At 42.8% G+C, this 15195-nt stretch carries 31 protein-coding genes; all 31 read right to left on the reverse strand.

The window, feature by feature from the left end; all coding sequences use genetic code 11:
* Window positions 1-8: 8 nt before the first annotated feature.
* On the reverse strand, window positions 9-1040 hold the full coding sequence (locus K1X76_04730; GenBank protein MBX7148368.1) for a DNA-directed RNA polymerase subunit alpha: 1032 nt from the start codon (window positions 1038-1040) through the stop codon (window positions 9-11).
* A gap of 42 nt (window positions 1041-1082) precedes the next feature.
* Complete coding sequence (gene rpsD, locus K1X76_04735) at window positions 1083-1712, reverse strand: 30S ribosomal protein S4 (protein ID MBX7148369.1); 630 nt, start codon at window positions 1710-1712, stop codon at window positions 1083-1085.
* Between the two features lie 3 nt (window positions 1713-1715).
* Window positions 1716-2162, reverse strand: a complete 447-nt coding sequence (rpsK, locus tag K1X76_04740) for a 30S ribosomal protein S11 (GenBank protein ID MBX7148370.1) — start codon at window positions 2160-2162, stop codon at window positions 1716-1718.
* Between the two features lie 12 nt (window positions 2163-2174).
* Window positions 2175-2558, reverse strand: a complete 384-nt coding sequence (gene rpsM, locus K1X76_04745; protein ID MBX7148371.1) for a 30S ribosomal protein S13 — start codon at window positions 2556-2558, stop codon at window positions 2175-2177.
* 9 nt (window positions 2559-2567) lie between these two features.
* A complete protein-coding gene (gene rpmJ, locus K1X76_04750) occupies window positions 2568-2681 on the reverse strand; it encodes a 50S ribosomal protein L36 (protein MBX7148372.1) in 114 nt (37 codons plus the stop codon).
* A 7-nt stretch (window positions 2682-2688) separates the two neighbouring features.
* Window positions 2689-2907, reverse strand: coding sequence for a translation initiation factor IF-1 (gene infA / locus K1X76_04755; GenBank protein ID MBX7148373.1), 219 nt, complete (start codon window positions 2905-2907; stop codon window positions 2689-2691).
* Between the two features lie 40 nt (window positions 2908-2947).
* Window positions 2948-3694, reverse strand: a complete 747-nt coding sequence (gene map / locus K1X76_04760; protein MBX7148374.1) for a type I methionyl aminopeptidase — start codon at window positions 3692-3694, stop codon at window positions 2948-2950.
* Window positions 3691-4332: an adenylate kinase gene (locus K1X76_04765; GenBank protein ID MBX7148375.1), complete on the reverse strand. Its 642-nt coding sequence runs from the start codon at window positions 4330-4332 to the stop codon at window positions 3691-3693. The genes map and K1X76_04765 overlap by 4 nt, the downstream gene beginning before the upstream one ends.
* Window positions 4329-5624 (reverse strand): preprotein translocase subunit SecY, encoded by a 1296-nt coding sequence (gene secY, locus K1X76_04770; protein MBX7148376.1) that lies wholly within the window; start codon window positions 5622-5624, stop codon window positions 4329-4331. The genes K1X76_04765 and secY overlap by 4 nt, the downstream gene beginning before the upstream one ends.
* A gap of 29 nt (window positions 5625-5653) precedes the next feature.
* Window positions 5654-6100: a 50S ribosomal protein L15 gene (gene rplO / locus K1X76_04775; protein MBX7148377.1), complete on the reverse strand. Its 447-nt coding sequence runs from the start codon at window positions 6098-6100 to the stop codon at window positions 5654-5656.
* 18 nt (window positions 6101-6118) lie between these two features.
* Window positions 6119-6304: a 50S ribosomal protein L30 gene (gene rpmD / locus K1X76_04780; GenBank protein MBX7148378.1), complete on the reverse strand. Its 186-nt coding sequence runs from the start codon at window positions 6302-6304 to the stop codon at window positions 6119-6121.
* 92 nt (window positions 6305-6396) lie between these two features.
* Entirely contained in the window at window positions 6397-7029 is a 633-nt protein-coding gene (gene rpsE / locus K1X76_04785; protein ID MBX7148379.1) for a 30S ribosomal protein S5, read from the reverse strand.
* A gap of 13 nt (window positions 7030-7042) precedes the next feature.
* Window positions 7043-7390, reverse strand: coding sequence for a 50S ribosomal protein L18 (gene rplR / locus K1X76_04790; GenBank protein ID MBX7148380.1), 348 nt, complete (start codon window positions 7388-7390; stop codon window positions 7043-7045).
* Between the two features lies 1 nt (window position 7391).
* Entirely contained in the window at window positions 7392-7943 is a 552-nt protein-coding gene (gene rplF / locus K1X76_04795; GenBank protein MBX7148381.1) for a 50S ribosomal protein L6, read from the reverse strand.
* 23 nt (window positions 7944-7966) lie between these two features.
* Window positions 7967-8359 (reverse strand): 30S ribosomal protein S8, encoded by a 393-nt coding sequence (rpsH, locus tag K1X76_04800; protein MBX7148382.1) that lies wholly within the window; start codon window positions 8357-8359, stop codon window positions 7967-7969.
* Window positions 8360-8369: 10 nt separating this feature from the next.
* Window positions 8370-8555, reverse strand: a complete 186-nt coding sequence (locus K1X76_04805; GenBank protein ID MBX7148383.1) for a type Z 30S ribosomal protein S14 — start codon at window positions 8553-8555, stop codon at window positions 8370-8372.
* An 18-nt stretch (window positions 8556-8573) separates the two neighbouring features.
* The gene (rplE, locus tag K1X76_04810; GenBank protein MBX7148384.1) at window positions 8574-9107 is read right to left on the reverse strand and encodes a 50S ribosomal protein L5; all 534 of its coding nucleotides are present in this window, start codon (window positions 9105-9107) and stop codon (window positions 8574-8576) included.
* 17 nt (window positions 9108-9124) lie between these two features.
* Window positions 9125-9445, reverse strand: a complete 321-nt coding sequence (gene rplX / locus K1X76_04815; GenBank protein MBX7148385.1) for a 50S ribosomal protein L24 — start codon at window positions 9443-9445, stop codon at window positions 9125-9127.
* Between the two features lies 1 nt (window position 9446).
* Window positions 9447-9815 (reverse strand): 50S ribosomal protein L14, encoded by a 369-nt coding sequence (rplN, locus tag K1X76_04820; protein ID MBX7148386.1) that lies wholly within the window; start codon window positions 9813-9815, stop codon window positions 9447-9449.
* Between the two features lie 18 nt (window positions 9816-9833).
* Window positions 9834-10091 carry a 30S ribosomal protein S17 gene (gene rpsQ, locus K1X76_04825; protein MBX7148387.1) on the reverse strand — a complete coding sequence of 86 codons (258 nt, stop codon included), beginning with the start codon at window positions 10089-10091 and terminating at the stop codon, window positions 9834-9836.
* A 2-nt stretch (window positions 10092-10093) separates the two neighbouring features.
* On the reverse strand, window positions 10094-10282 hold the full coding sequence (rpmC, locus tag K1X76_04830; GenBank protein ID MBX7148388.1) for a 50S ribosomal protein L29: 189 nt from the start codon (window positions 10280-10282) through the stop codon (window positions 10094-10096).
* Window positions 10272-10694 carry a 50S ribosomal protein L16 gene (gene rplP / locus K1X76_04835; GenBank protein ID MBX7148389.1) on the reverse strand — a complete coding sequence of 141 codons (423 nt, stop codon included), beginning with the start codon at window positions 10692-10694 and terminating at the stop codon, window positions 10272-10274. The genes rpmC and rplP overlap by 11 nt, the downstream gene beginning before the upstream one ends.
* Before the next feature lie 13 nt (window positions 10695-10707).
* Window positions 10708-11337, reverse strand: coding sequence for a 30S ribosomal protein S3 (gene rpsC / locus K1X76_04840; GenBank protein ID MBX7148390.1), 630 nt, complete (start codon window positions 11335-11337; stop codon window positions 10708-10710).
* 100 nt (window positions 11338-11437) lie between these two features.
* A complete protein-coding gene (gene rplV / locus K1X76_04845; protein ID MBX7148391.1) occupies window positions 11438-11770 on the reverse strand; it encodes a 50S ribosomal protein L22 in 333 nt (110 codons plus the stop codon).
* Between the two features lie 2 nt (window positions 11771-11772).
* Window positions 11773-12054 (reverse strand): 30S ribosomal protein S19, encoded by a 282-nt coding sequence (rpsS, locus tag K1X76_04850; GenBank protein ID MBX7148392.1) that lies wholly within the window; start codon window positions 12052-12054, stop codon window positions 11773-11775.
* Between the two features lie 11 nt (window positions 12055-12065).
* Entirely contained in the window at window positions 12066-12890 is an 825-nt protein-coding gene (gene rplB, locus K1X76_04855; protein ID MBX7148393.1) for a 50S ribosomal protein L2, read from the reverse strand.
* A gap of 2 nt (window positions 12891-12892) precedes the next feature.
* Window positions 12893-13180 (reverse strand): 50S ribosomal protein L23, encoded by a 288-nt coding sequence (locus K1X76_04860; GenBank protein MBX7148394.1) that lies wholly within the window; start codon window positions 13178-13180, stop codon window positions 12893-12895.
* Window positions 13181-13271: 91 nt separating this feature from the next.
* On the reverse strand, window positions 13272-13895 hold the full coding sequence (gene rplD / locus K1X76_04865; GenBank protein MBX7148395.1) for a 50S ribosomal protein L4: 624 nt from the start codon (window positions 13893-13895) through the stop codon (window positions 13272-13274).
* Between the two features lie 24 nt (window positions 13896-13919).
* The gene (gene rplC, locus K1X76_04870; protein MBX7148396.1) at window positions 13920-14591 is read right to left on the reverse strand and encodes a 50S ribosomal protein L3; all 672 of its coding nucleotides are present in this window, start codon (window positions 14589-14591) and stop codon (window positions 13920-13922) included.
* A 115-nt stretch (window positions 14592-14706) separates the two neighbouring features.
* Window positions 14707-15027, reverse strand: coding sequence for a 30S ribosomal protein S10 (gene rpsJ, locus K1X76_04875; protein ID MBX7148397.1), 321 nt, complete (start codon window positions 15025-15027; stop codon window positions 14707-14709).
* 13 nt (window positions 15028-15040) lie between these two features.
* Window positions 15041-15195, reverse strand: a 155-nt coding sequence (gene tuf / locus K1X76_04880) for an elongation factor Tu (protein MBX7148398.1), incomplete at its 5' end; no start/stop codon positions are given.

A 15195-nucleotide genomic window follows, 5' to 3' on the forward strand; every position in this document is an offset into this window, starting at 1 on the left:
ACTTCTTCTTAAATCATTTCTTCTGTCTTAACAGCGGGAACTTCGTCGGTAGGAAGTTTCCATCCGTCAATTTTCATACCCAAGCCCAAGCCCATTTCGGTCAAGATTTCCTTGATTTCATTTAAGGACTTACGGCCAAAGTTTTTGGTTTTAAGCATTTCCATTTCGGTTTTTTGCACCAATTCGCCTATATATTTAATTTCGGCATTTTGGAGGCAATTAGCAGAACGTACAGACAATTCCAATTCGTCTACACGGCGGTTTAAATGCTCGTTAATCTTGTTTTGTTCGTCTTCTTTAATTTCTACTTCAACGGGTTCTAAACCTTCTTCAAAGTTAATAAATACCTGAAGCTGTTCTTTTAAAATTTTAGCCGAAAAAGCAACTGCATCTTCGGGTAAAACAGCACCGTTGGTCCAAACTTCTAAGGTTAAACGGTCGTAATCGGTAGCCTGACCCACACGAGCATCGGTTACAGAATAATTTACACGTTCAATGGGAGAAAAGTTTGAATCAATAAAAATGGTTCCAATGGGAGCACCCTGATCTTTATTGGTTTCGGCTAAAACATAGCCCTTGCCCATTTTTACCTGCATTTCCATGGTAAGATTGGCATCTTCGCCCAAAGTAGCAATAGGATGATCGGGATTTAAAATTTCAACACGACCACCGGTATCAATTTGTCCGGCAGTGACAACACCTGCGCCTGTGGCGTTTAAGGTAATGGTGGCTTTGTCACCTTCTACCAGTTTTAACTTTAATTCCTTTAAGTTAAGGATGATGTTGGTAACATCTTCTTTAATACCAGGTACAGTTGAAAACTCGTGCACCACACCTTCAATTTTAACCGATACAATGGCAGCACCCTGAAGGGACGACAACAAAATGCGACGAATGGAATTACCAATGGTAATACCAAAGCCACGTTCTAAAGGGCGGGCCGTAAACTTGGCATAAGTTCCGGTATGACTCTCATTTTCAATTTCCAAGAACTTGGGTTTAATAAGACTGCGCCAGTTTTTATAGTTAAGGCTAGACATGAAGTATTCCTCCAAAAAAGGTTTTTTTATAAACTTAAAACTTTATTTCGAATAATGCTCAATAATGAGATTTTCATTAATGGGCATGGTAATTTGGGCTCTGTCAGGCAAAGCCTTTACAGTTCCTTCAAATTTTTCTTTGTTAACAAGCAACCATTCAGGTACCCCACGACGATCGGACGCTTCCAAAGCACCCAAAATACGGGTTACTTTGCGGCTTTTGTCCTTCACGCCAATCACATCACCTGCTTTTAAGGTAATAGATGGGATATTCACCTTTTTACCGTTAACCAAAAAATGATTTTGACCAATAAGCAAACGGGCTTCGGAACGCGAGTTGGCAAAACCCATACGATAAATAAGATTATCCATGCGGGCTTCCAAAAGCTGAAGCAAGTTGTCACCGGTTACACCCTTCATCCGTTCGGCACGTTCAAAAATGCGACGAAACTGACGTTCAAGAACGCCGTACAGAGTTTTTACCTTCTGCTTTTCACGCAATTGAACACCAAACTCCGAACGTTTGGTGCGACGGTTTTGGGCATGTTGACCCGGACCGTATTCACGACGCTCGATAGCACACTTTTCAGTGTAGCAACGATCGCCTTTTAAAAATAACTTCAAACCTTCGCGCCGACATAAGCGGCATACTGAATCACTATAACGAGCCATAAATTATACTCTCCTCCGTTTAGGGGGCCGACATCCGTTGTGCGGAATCGGAGTTACATCCTGGATTTTTAAAATGCGAATACCAACCGAAGCGCAAGCGCGCAACGCGGATTCACGACCCGACCCCGGACCCGAAACCACAGCAGTAGCAGAACGCAAACCGGATTCCATCGCTTTACGAGCAGCCTCTTCACCTGCAATTTGGGCAGCAAAAGGAGTTGATTTACGCGACCCCTTAAACCCTTTGGCACCCGCCGAACTCCAAGCCAAGGTGTTTCCCTGGGTATCGGTAATGGTGATAATGGTGTTGTTAAACGTAGCCTGCACGTGAATAACACCAGCCGACACGTTCTTTTTTGCCTTCTTCCTTTTATAAGCCTTTTTATCGGGCGCAGCAGCGGTTGCACCAGCTTCTCCCGATACAGTGGGTAATTTTTGTTTATTTGCCATATTAAGTCCTCGTTATTTACCCGTTGGGGCTTTTTTCTTACCGGCAACTGTTTTGCGCGGACCCTTCCGTGTACGTGAATTGGTTTTTGTTCTCTGACCTCTTGCCGGCAATCCTTTTTTGTGACGCGAGCCGCGGTAAGTTCCCAAGTCCATCAAGCGTTTGATACTTAAGGCTACTTCACGACGCAAGTTACCTTCCACCGGATACTTAGCATCGATAATAGCGCGGATTTTGGCCACGTCTTCATCCGACAATTCTTCGGCACGCTGTTGGGCGTTAATCCCTGCTTCTGTTAAAATATTCTCCGAACGGGAGTTGCCAATACCGTAAATATAGGTAAGCGCCACTCCAATCTTCTTGTTTTTCGGGATATCAATACCCGCTATTCTTGGCATGTTAACCTCTTATCCTTGACGTTGTTTATGTTTCTTTGTTTTACAAATCACGCGAACACGACCGGCGCGACGGATGATTTTGCAGTTTTCACAAATTTTTTTTACAGATGATCTTACTTTCATAACTTCCTTATTTTTCTCTAAAGGTGATGCGTCCCCGAGTTAAATCGTAGGGGGACAACTCAACCTTCACTTTATCGCCGGGTAAAATTTTGATGAAATGCATCCGCATCTTACCCGAAATATGCGCTAAAACCTTATGCCCGTTTGCTAGCTCCACTTTAAACATAGCATTAGGCAGAGGTTCTAAAACTTTTCCTTCCACTTCAATGGAATCTTCTTTTGCCATAGTTTGTACACTCAACTGTACGTTTTACCGCACATCCTTTTTATATCTTACTTAATATCCATGGCCCTTTTTCTGTACAGGCGATGGAGTGTTCAAAATGAGCCGACCATTTTCTATCTTTGGTCACCACGGTCCAGTCATCTTTTAAAACTTCTACTTCGGCCACTCCCATGTTGATCATGGGTTCAATTGCTAAAACCATTCCCACTTTAATACGCGGGCCGGTTCCCTTTTCACCATAATTAGGAACCTGTGGTTCTTCATGCATCTGACGTCCAATACCATGGCCTACAAAATCGCGTACTACACTATAACCATGAGCTTCGGCATACTGCTGAACCGCGTGTCCAATATCACCAATGCGGTTACCGGCTACTACTTGCTCAATTCCTAAATCTAAACTCACGCGCGTCACATCCATCAACTTCTGAGCTTCGGCACTCACCTTACCCACACCCACCGTTACAGCCGAATCTCCTACAAAACCTTCGTATGTGGCTCCGCAGTCAATTCCTATAATATCTCCTTCATTCAAAACTTTTTTCCCTGGAATTCCATGAACCACTTCCTCGTTTACCGAGGTACACAGTGATTTAGGATACCCACGGTAACCCACAAAAGTAGGAATGCCTCCCATTTTTTTAATGGTTTCATTGGCTACTTTATCTAAATCGTCGGTTGTAATACCGGGAGACACCATCTCCTTTAATTTTAAAAGAACCGTGGCCACAATGCGATTTGCCTTGGCCATTTTTTCAATCTCATCTGGCGACTTCAGAATAATCACGTCAAATCCTCTATCGCTTTCTCAATCAATCCAAAAATCTTGTTTACTTCTCCCATCCCATCTACCGAAGCGAGTTTTCCCAACTTTTTGTAATACTCGCTTACAGGAGCTGTTTGGTTTTTATAAACCGTAAGTCTCTTGCGGATAGTTTCGGGTTTATCGTCATCTCGTTGATATAAGTTGCCTCCACACTGATCACACTTTCCTTCCTTTTTAGGAGGGCTAAATAAAAGGTGATAACCAGTACCGCAATCTTTACAAGTACGGCGGCTTGACAAGCGTTTTACCAATTCATCTTCGTTTACTTGAAACGAAATGGTAAAAACCCCACTCGCATTCGCCATTTTACTTAAAGCCTCGGCTTGTCCCACCGTTCGGGGGAAACCATCCAAAACAAAACCGTTTTTACAGTCTTGTCGTGAAATTCTATCTTCAATAATGTCAATGACCAACTGATCGGGCACCAATTGCCCAGCATTAATATAGGTTTTGGCTTTCAATCCCAACGGTGTTCTCTCGCGAATTGCTTCACGAAAAATTTCACCTGTTGAAATTTGCGGCACCTTGTAGCGCTCACAAATGCGGCGCGACTGGGTACCCTTGCCCGAACCTGGAGGTCCTAGAAGGATCAATTTCAACTTCTTCTCCCCTTAAACTTTCCGGCCTTTCCTCCCAAAAACCCCTCGTAGCTGCGCGAGAGTAAATGGGATTCTATTTGGGCAATGGTGTCCATTCCCACGCCCACCACAATCAAAAGCGAGGTTCCACCAAATGTTTGCGCAAGTCCTGGTGGAATATTAAACTGGCTAATCAGCAGCGTGGGTAAAATACACACGCCAGCTATATATAAAGCACCGCCTAAAGTAATACGGCTTAAAATGCGGTCGATATAATCGGAGGTTGATTTACCAGGACGTATCCCTGGCACATACCCACCGTTCTTTTTCAAATTTTCTGCAATATCGAGCGGGTTAAACGTGACCGCTGTGTAAAAATAACAAAAGAAAATAATAAGCGATACATACAGCAAGTTATGAAACCATCCCGAGGTTAACACCTGGGCTAAGGTATTCATCACATCGTTCTTCCAAAACTGGGCCAGTGTTGCCGGAAATAAAATAATGGAAGACGAAAAAATGGCCGGGATTACACCCGCCATATTCAACTTAAGCGGCAAATGCGTGCTTTGCCCGCCGTACATTTTGTTACCCACTACGCGTTTAGCATAGTTGATAGGAATACGACGCTGGCTTCTTTCAAAGTACACAATCAGTGACACAATGATAAAAATAAAAGCAAGCAAGAGCAAAAAGCCGATAAAATCGCCAAATTGCTGCTTTGTATTCCAAGCATCGCGAAAAGAGCCCGGAATACGAGTAACAATACCAGAAAAGATAATGAGCGAAATACCGTTACCAATGCCACGTTCCGATATTTGTTCTCCCAACCACATCAAAAAAGCCGTACCGGCAGCTAATGTGAGCATGGTTGTGATGTAGAACATTGGGCCACCCACACCAGGAAGAAGCACACCCTGACGTTCTAAACCAACGCTAATGCCAAAACCCTGAATAAGTGACAACACAACTGTGCCGTAACGGGTATATTGCGTAATCTTTTTACGCCCGTACTCGCCCTCTTCCTTAGAAAGCTTTTGGAGCGACGGGATAGATACCGTAAGAAGCTGCAAAATAATGGACGCGCTGATGTAAGGCATAATACCTAAAGCAATTACCGAAAACTGCTGCAGCGCGCCGCCCGAAAACATATTAAAAATTTCAAAGACCGTACCTTGCGAAAAAACCTTAGCCAAGGCCTCCACCCTAATACCTGGAGTGGGAACAAACACGCCAATGCGATAAACAGCCAGCATCATCAGCGTAAAAAGTATTCTTTTTCTGAGTTCGGGCAATTTTGCCAAAACTCCCATTCCGCCTTCAGCCACATCCCCCCCTTTGTTTAATCAATAACAACCGCTTTACCGCCGGCTTTTTCAATTTTTTCTTTAGCACTGGCCGAAAAGTGTGTTGCCTTAATGGTAAGCGCTACACCCAAATCACCATTACCCAACACGCGCACGCCGCCACTTCTTAAATTTTTAACAATACCGTTAGCCTTTAAAAAAGCACCATCTACTTCGGCATTGGCAGAAAGTTTTGCCAATTGTCCCACGTTAATGACTGTATAGTCTTCGCGAGTAAAGTTATGGAAACCTCTTTTAGGCATACGGCGTTGCAAAGGCATCTGTCCGCCTTCAAAACCGGTTTTATGATAACCACCGGCACGGGCCTTTTGCCCCTTGTGTCCTTTACCAGAAGTTTTACCTAAACCCGACGATTCACCGCGACCCAAACGAGTACGGTTTTTAACAGCGCCTTTAGGAGGTCTTAAATTATTGAGTAACATAGTCATTCCTTCTTCTTTTTAAGATTCTACAACTTGCACCAGGTGCGATACCTTGCCAATCATCCCGCGAATAGCCGGGTTATCAACCAGTTCAACGGTTTGATTAAGTCTGGTAAAACCCAAACCTCTTACCGTATCTTTTTGTCTTTTGGTGCGGCCAATGGCGCTGTGAACCAATTTAACTTTAATTTTCTTTCCACTCATAAAATCTCCAAACTATTAGTCTCTTACTAAAAATATTTTGTACAGAGTGCACAAGATATTTTTAGATAAGAGACTTATCCCGCTTATCGGGATTAAGCTGTAGCCGATCCATCGGGTGTGGGTTCTGTTACAACAGGTTCCACATCCACTTCGCTAAATAATTTTTCTACTGTTTCTACAGGAGCCACTTCTAAACGTTTTAAACGGGTGGCTTTAGCAGTACCAGCACGACCTAACTTAAGACTTAATAGACCTTCAAAAGTAGCCTTGATCACGTTGTGAGGATTAGATGGACCAATACATTTGGATAAAATATTATGGATGCCAGCCGCTTCAAATACAGCACGCGACACACCACCAGCAATAACACCAGTACCGGCATGAGCGGCACGCATCAAAACTTTAGAAGCACCATATTTACCCAACACATCGTGAGGCACAGTACCTTCTACAATGGGAACATTGATTAAATTTTTTCTGGCACGCAAGGCACCCTTTTTAATAGCATCAGGAACTTCACCAGCTTTACCCAAACCATAACCTACTTTGCCATTGCCATCGCCCACTACAATTAAAGCCGAAAAGCTGAAACGACGTCCGCCTTTTACCACTTTAGCCACGCGCGAAATATTTACTACGCGATCGGTAAATACCGGCCCTTCAACGTCTTCATTTCTGTCGTTTCTGTCATTTCTGTCATTTCTATCGTTTCTTTGTTCGCTCATATTAATCCTTCAATTAAAATTTTAATCCCGATTCACGGGCCGCATCGGCCAGAGATTTAATTACGCCATGGTAACGAAAACCGTTACGGTCGAAAGCAACACGGTTAATATTGGCAGCCAATGCTTTTTCGGCAACAAGCTTACCTACTTCGGCAGCAGCTGTTTTATTAGCAGAAGCCTTGCCGGTTTTAAGCGTGCTGGCATTTACCAATGTTTTACCCGAAATATCGTCAATAACCTGAGCATAAACATGCTTTAAGCTACGATACACCGAAAGACGGGGGCATTCGGGAGAACCCAGAATTTTTTTACGAATTCTAACTTTACGGGACAAACGTCCTTCTAATTTACTTTTTGGCATATTACTTAGCTCCTCCACTGGCCGCAGCCTTACCCACTTTACGTTGGATCACTTCGTCGGCATAACGAATCCCCTTACCCTTGTAAGGTTCGGGAGGTTTGTAGCCGCGAATATTGGCGGTGGTTTGCCCCACTTTTTCACGGTCAGGTCCACTCACCGTAATGCGGGTTTGTTTTTCAACGGCAATCTTAATACCGTCGGGTACTTTAAAATCAACGGGGTGTGAGAAACCAAGTGTCATGCTGAGCGTACTGCCCTTCATTTCAGCTCTGTAACCCACGCCTTCAATATCTAAAATTTTGGTAAAACCTTGAGAAACACCTTCAATCATATTTTTGATGAGGGCACGTACCAAACCATGGGCGGCTTTGGCTTCAAGACTATCATCCTTGCGGGTAACAATAACTTGACCTTTGTCTACGTTAACCGTGGTTAAGGCATTTAAAGGGCGGCTTAATTTACCCTGAGGCCCTTCAACGTTAACAGCATTGTTAGCCACATTTACTTTTACTTTATCCGGGATAATTACCGGTCTTTTTCCTGTTCTCGACATAAAAACTCCAAATAATGATAAACTTAATTCACCTCACAAATCACTTCACCACCAACTTTATTAGCGCGGGCTTTTTTATCGGTAATCATCCCTTGGGGTGTTGATAAAATGCGTAAGCCAATGCCTTTTAAGAACGGCTTAATTTCACGATAGCCGTGATAAACACGACGACCAGGACGCGACACGCGTTTAATGCGACGAATAGCCGAATCGCGGTTCATGTCGTACTTTAAAAATACTTTCATCTCCGACTGAGGCGCTTTTTCTTCCATCACATACTGCGATACAAAGCCCTCCTCTTTTAAGATCTTTACGATCTGTTCTTTAACTTTAGAAGCCGGCACCATCACGTATTCCTTACGGGCTTTGATGCCGTTTCTGATTCTTGTTAATAAATCTGCAATTGGATCTGTCATAATTTACCTCTTACCAGCTGGATTTTGTTACACCGGGAATTTCACCTAAATGCGCTCTTTTACGAAAGCACAAACGGCACATGTTAAAGCGCCGTAAATAAGCGCGTGATCTGCCACATAAAGGGCATCTTCTATAGGCGCGTACCTTAAACTTGGGTTTTCTTGCTGCTTTAATTCTTAGCGATGTTTTAGCCATGATTTCTTCCTTACAAAATTAAGTACGTAAAGGCAGCCCTAATGCACGAAGGAGCAATTCTCCTTCTTTGTCATTTTGGGCGGTTGTTACAAAAGTAATGTTCATGCCGCGGCTTTTTTCAATGCGGTCGGCTACAATTTCAGGGAAAATAATGTGTTCGGTAATACCACAGGTATAATTACCACGTCCGTCAAAGCCGCGTTTATTTAAACCCTTAAAATCGCGCGCACGGGGCAAGGCCACGTTGGCGAAACGATTCAAAAATTCATACATACGCTTGCGACGCAGTGTCACGCGGCAACCAATAGCTTGGCCTTCGCGTAATTTGAAGGTAGCAATCGATTTTTTAGCCTTGGTAATAACAGCTTTTTGACCGGTAATAACGGTTAAATCAGCGGCAATGGTATCCAAAATTTTGCTATTTTGGAGCGCATCCGATGTGGAGCTGTTGATCACAATTTTGGTAAGCTTAGGTAAACGCATGATATTGGTAATACCCAATTCAGCTTTTAACTTTGGCACAACCTGTTCTTTGTAAAATTTTTCAAGCATAATTACCTCTTAAGTCTTTATTCAGCCTTAACTTCACCGGCTTTTTTAAAAGCACGTACTTTATTTCCTTTAGAATCAACTTTAGCACCCACACGTACCGTACGATTTTTCTTTTCGTCAAAATACATGAGATTGGAAATATGGATAGAAGCTTCCTTTTCCACAATGCCACCTTGGGGATTTTTTTGATTAGGGCGTGTATGGCGCTTAATCATGTTGATTTTTTCCACCAACGCACGATCTTTTTCGGGTAAAATACGAATAATTTTCCCCGTTTTACCTTTATCTTTTCCGGCGATCACTTTTACCAAGTCGCCTTTTTTAATTGCATATCCCATATTATAATACCTCCGGAGCGAGCGAAATGATCTTCATATATTTCTTCGCGCGCAATTCTCTGGCCACGGGCCCAAAAATACGGGTACCAATAGGCTCGCCGTTATTATCAATTAACACCGCCGAATTTTCATCAAAGCGAATATAGGTACCATCGGGGCGGCGAATTTCCTTACGGGTTCTCACCACTACTCCTTTTTTTACATCGCCTTTTTTTACCTTAGCATTGGGTAAGGCTTCTTTTACAGCCACAACAATTACATCACCAATGGTGGCATAACGTCTTTTACTTCCGCCTAATACTTTGATGCAAAAAAGTTTTTTTGCACCAGAGTTATCGGCCGAATTAAGCATGGTTTGCATTTGTATCATGGTAAGCTTCCGATCTTTTTATAAGTTAGCGCCCTTTTCAACCACCTGAGTAACAACCCATCTTTTGGTTTTACTAATGGGTTTGCATTCTTGGATGGCTACGCGGTCACCCACGGCGCATTCGTTTTTTTCGTCATGAACCTTGAATTTTTTCTTCTTGGTCAAAAATTTTCCAAAGATAGGATCGCGAACGCGACGTACAACCTCAACAACGGCTGTTTTTGCCATCTTATCGCTAATCACAATGCCTTCTTTTGTTTTTCTTTCAACGGTCATACTTATCCCTTCTTCGCATTCTTCATGGTTGCCACACGGGCGATATCTTTTTTAATTTCTCCCAAGCGGTGCGTTTTATCTAACTGGTTGGTAGACTTTTTAAGTTTTAAACCAAACAGCTCTTCTTTCCACTCGGCTACAAGCTTATCCAGCTCGGCCTGGGACTTATCTTTTAATTCACTAGGCTTCACGGTAATTCTCCCTGGTAATGATTTTAGTTTTTAAACCTAATTTATGTTTGGCAAGGGTTAAGGCTTCTTTAGCCACGGCATTATCAACGCCTTCCATTTCAAACAAAATACGTCCAATTTTTACCGGTGCTACCCATAATTCGGTGGCGCCCTTACCGCTACCCATACGAGTTTCAAGCGGCTTTTTACTTAAAGGCTTATCGGGAAAAAGACGAATCCATACACGACCACCTCTTTTAATGGCGCGTGTCATAGCAATACGGGCCGCTTCAATTTGACGAGCGGTTACCCAGCCGGTTTCCAAAACTTGCAGAGCATAATCGCCAAATGCCAAATTGTAACCGCTACGGGCTTTGCCCCTAAGACGGCCTTTTTGCTGTTTGCGATACTTTACTTTTTTAGGCATCAACATAAGTTAATTCTCCTTACTGAATCACCACGTCACCGCGATAAATCCAAACTTTAATCCCAATTACACCATAGGTTGTATGAGCTTCGGCCAATGCATAATCGATATCGGCACGTAATGTATGAAGAGGCACACGACCTTCTCGGTACCATTCAACACGAGCAATTTCGCTGCCTGCTAAACGACCGCCACATTTTACTTTAATTCCTTTAGCGCCAAATTTCATGGTGGTTTGCACGGCCTTTTTCATAGCGCGGCGATACGACACACGGCGTTCAATTTGTAACGCAATATTTTCGGCAACAAGCATGGCATCCAGCTCGGCTTTACGCACTTCGATAATGTTTAAAAATACCGTGTTGGTGGTAGACTTTTGCAATTCAGCTTTAATGGTATCAATACCACTGCCTTTTTTACCAATAACCAAACCGGGACGTGAAGTATGGATATTTATCTTTACCTTGGTTGCGGCACGTTCAATTTCAATTTTAGCCACGCCCATAGATTTAAGACGGTCTTTTACAATTTTTCTAAAACGGATGTCTTCGTGCAACCAGCGCGCATAATCCTTTTTAGAATACCATTTCGACAACCAGGGGCGGATAACGCCCACTCTAAAACCAACCGGATGTATTTTCTGTCCCACGTTTATCCCTTCTCCTGAGCAATTTCACCCTTGCTACTTCAAACAATCATCTACTCAGGACCAAGCAGATCGTTTGATAGCAGCAGTAAGGACTGCTTAGTTACTTGTCACCCACAACCACGTGGATGTGTGACATGCGTTTATATAATGACGAAGCCGACCCACGAGCGCGAGGCATAATGCGCTTCATGATGGTAGCCGGATTAACCAAAATCTTTTTTACAAACAAAGTATCGGCGCGAACACCACCTTTTTGAGTAGCGTTGGCAACAGCCGAACGAATAAGCTTGGCCACATCTTTAGAGATGACCTTGCGTTCAAATTTAAGGAGGTTTAAAGCGTCTTCCACTTTTTTACCTCTTACCTGATCCACTACCAAACGCAGTTTACGCGGTGTGCAGCGGATGTTTTTAAAAGTTGCTTGAGCTTCCATAATTATTCTGCCTTTCCTGCCTTGCGATCACCCGAGTGAACGGTAAAGGTACGTGTAGGAGCGAATTCGCCCAACTTGTGTCCTACCATGTTATCGGTTACAAACACCGGCACAAATTTACGACCGTTATGCACCGACAGTGTAAGCCCAATAAAATCGGGAGTGATGGTAGAACGACGCGACCAGGTTTTAATAACCTTGCGGTTGTTTGTTTTAACAGCATCTTCCACTTTTTTAGCAAGATGCAGATCGATGAAAGGTCCTTTTTTAATTGAACGTGCCATAAGTCCTCTTTTTATTTAACGCGACGGTCTTTAACAATGAACTTAGCCGTTCTCTTGTTTTGACGTGTCTTATAACCTTGTGTAGGTTGACCCCACGGTGTTACAGGGTTTCTACCACCATGATCCTTACCATGACCACCACCATGCGGGTGATCTACAGGGTTCATTGCCGTACCGCGGCTTAAGGGGCGTACACCCAACCAGCGCATACGACCGGCTTTACCATAACTAATATTTTCGTGATCTAAGTTACCCACCTGACCTACAGTAGCGCGACAATTAACCAGCACCATGCGTACTTCACCGGAAGGTAATTTTAATTGAGCATATTTTTCTTCTTTAGCCATCAACTGAGCAAACGAGCCAGCCGAACGAGCCATTTGGCCGCCTTTGCCGGGTTTTAACTCGATGTTATGAAGCTGAGTGCCCGTGGGAATATTTTTGATAAGCAAGGAATTTCCGAGGCTAATATCAATTTCTTTTTCGGATGCGAGTACTGTTTGACCTACCTTAAGACCGTTAGGAGCCAAAATGTAACGCTTTTCACCATCTAAGTATTGAATAAGCGCAATACGCGAAGTACGGTTTGGATCGTATTCTACCGAAACCACTTTACCTGGAACATCAAGCTTGGTGCGCTTGAAATCGATAATGCGATAACGTTGTTTATGACCGCCGCCGATAGCGCGCGAGGTTAAATGACCGTTTGAGTTACGACCACCCGTTTTTCTTTTGGGGGCGAGTAACGATTTTTCGGGCGACGATTTAGTAATTTCGTTAAAATCGTGACCGGTTCTAAAACGGATACCATTACTTGTTGGTTTATAGGTTTTCATGATTAAACTCCTTCAAACACCTCAATTTTTTGTCCGGCCTTGATAGTTACAAAAGCCTTTTTATAATTGGAGCGTTTGCCCATACTTTGACCCACGCGTTTAAACTTGCCGCGGGTAATAAGCGTGTTCACGTCCAACACATTTACTTTAAATAATTTTTCTACAGCCTTTTTTACATCCAGCTTGGTAGCTTCACGGTTTACTTCAAACACGTAACGATTAGCGTCAGCTTGCGAAGCCAGCGATTTTTCGGTTACCAGCGGTCTGTTGATTACATTATATAAATCCATAATAACCTCTTACATTAACCCCGATAAACGGGATAAGTCTCTCATCTAAAAACATCTTGTGCATCCCGCACAAAATATTTTTAGTAACAGACTAAGCCAAATAACGGCTGTTCACGGCTTCAAAAGCCTTTTGGGTTAATACCACTTTGGGATATTTCAAAAGATCAAACACATTTAAGTTATCGGCGTTTAAAATTTTAAAATCGCGCAAATTTTGTACCGACTTCACAATATTTTTATCGGCATTTTCCAAAATTACCAAACCGGCATTTACTTTAATACCTTCAAAATAGGCCTTCGCTTTGCTGGTTTTAATTTCGGTTAACGGAATAGACGACACCACAATCAAAGCACCATCGGCAACGCGGCTTTTAAAGGCTTCGCGAATAGCCAAAATACGAACCTTTTTGTTCATGCCCAAAGTATAATCGCGGGGCTTAGGACCAAAAACACGACCACCACCTACGAAAGGAGCCGACTTCATGGCACCGTGACGGGCATTACCAGTACCTTTTTGGCGATATACTTTTTTGTTGGTTAAGTTTACTTCGGCGCGAGTTTTGGTGCGTACAGTACCGTGATGCTTAGAAGCAAGATAACGCTTTACCGCATCGTACAATACAGCTTTATTCACTTTTTCTTCAGTGAGAGAAGCTGCCAAACTTACTTCGCCAACCTTCTTATTTTTTTCGTCAATGACTTGTATGGTGCTCATATATAACTCTCTAGTAATATTTGATTACGAAGCCGCTTTCGACTTCTTGTCAATTAAACGCTTTTCAAAATCGGGTGTAGACGGATAAATTTCTACAATCCCATGATTGTGGCCAGGTACAGCACCACGAATTAAAATTAAATTTTCTTCCGGTTCAACTGCTACAACAGTTAAATTTTTAACAGTTACACGTTTGTTACCCATATGGCCGGGCATTTTTTTGCCCTTAATAACACGGCCAGGATATGTACGCTGACCAATAGAACCAGGAACACGGTGCGAAATAGAACAACCATGAGAATCGCGACCACCAGCAAAGTTATGACGTTTCATAACACCCTGAAATCCGCGTCCTTTAGAGGTACCCGACACATGCACAATTTCACCCACAATAAAATCGGCCACCGTAATGGTGTCACCGGGGGTATATGCATCGGTATGGCTTGTTTTAATTTCCTTTAAGAACTTAAAAGTCTTAAGGCCCTTTTTAGTAAAATGACCCGCTGTGGGTTTAATCACCTTTTTCGCATCCTTTTCCAAAAAGCCAATTTGAACGCTATTAGAGCCGTCCTTCTCTTCGCTTTTCTTCATAATGATGGTACAAGGTCCCGCTTTTAAAACAGTTACCGGTATAGAGCCGGTTTCCGGGTTAAAAATTTGGGTCATTCCTATTTTTTCAGCTAAAATGCCTGGCATAAAATTTCCTTACTTAACTCATCAGCACCTCAAGTACGAATCAAAAAAGATCTGATTGTACTAAGGGGGTAATTAGTCAATATGTAAAAAAGTCATAATCTCCTTAGTGAAAAACTTAGAGCATTTTTATTTCTACATCCACACCAGCCGACAAATCGAGCTTCATCAAAGAATCGATTGTTTGCTGAGTAGGTTCTAAAATATCCAGAAGCCTTTTATGGGTTCTGATTTCGAACTGCTCTTGCGATTTTTTGTCCACGTGAGGTGAACGTAAAACCGTATATTTTTCAATTTTGGTCGGCAAGGGGATGGGGCCCGACAAACGCGCGCCCGTTCTCTTGGCAGTTTCCACAATTTCGCCGGTGGCTTGATCTAATAATTTATGATCAAAACCTTTTAAGCGAATACGAACTTTTTGTCCTTTATAATCAGCCATAGTTTCCTACCTATTATTCGATGATCTCCGAAACCACACCAGCACCTACTGTTCTGCCACCTTCACGGATAGCAAAACGAAGTTCCTTTTCCATAGCAATGGGGGTAATTAATTCCACCGTAATGGCTACGTTGTCACCGGGCATTACCATTTCTACTTTCTCTGGTA

This window comes from bacterium (assembly GCA_019695305.1).
In the GTDB taxonomy this organism is placed as follows: domain Bacteria; phylum UBA10199; class UBA10199; order UBA10199; family JAIBAG01; genus JAIBAG01.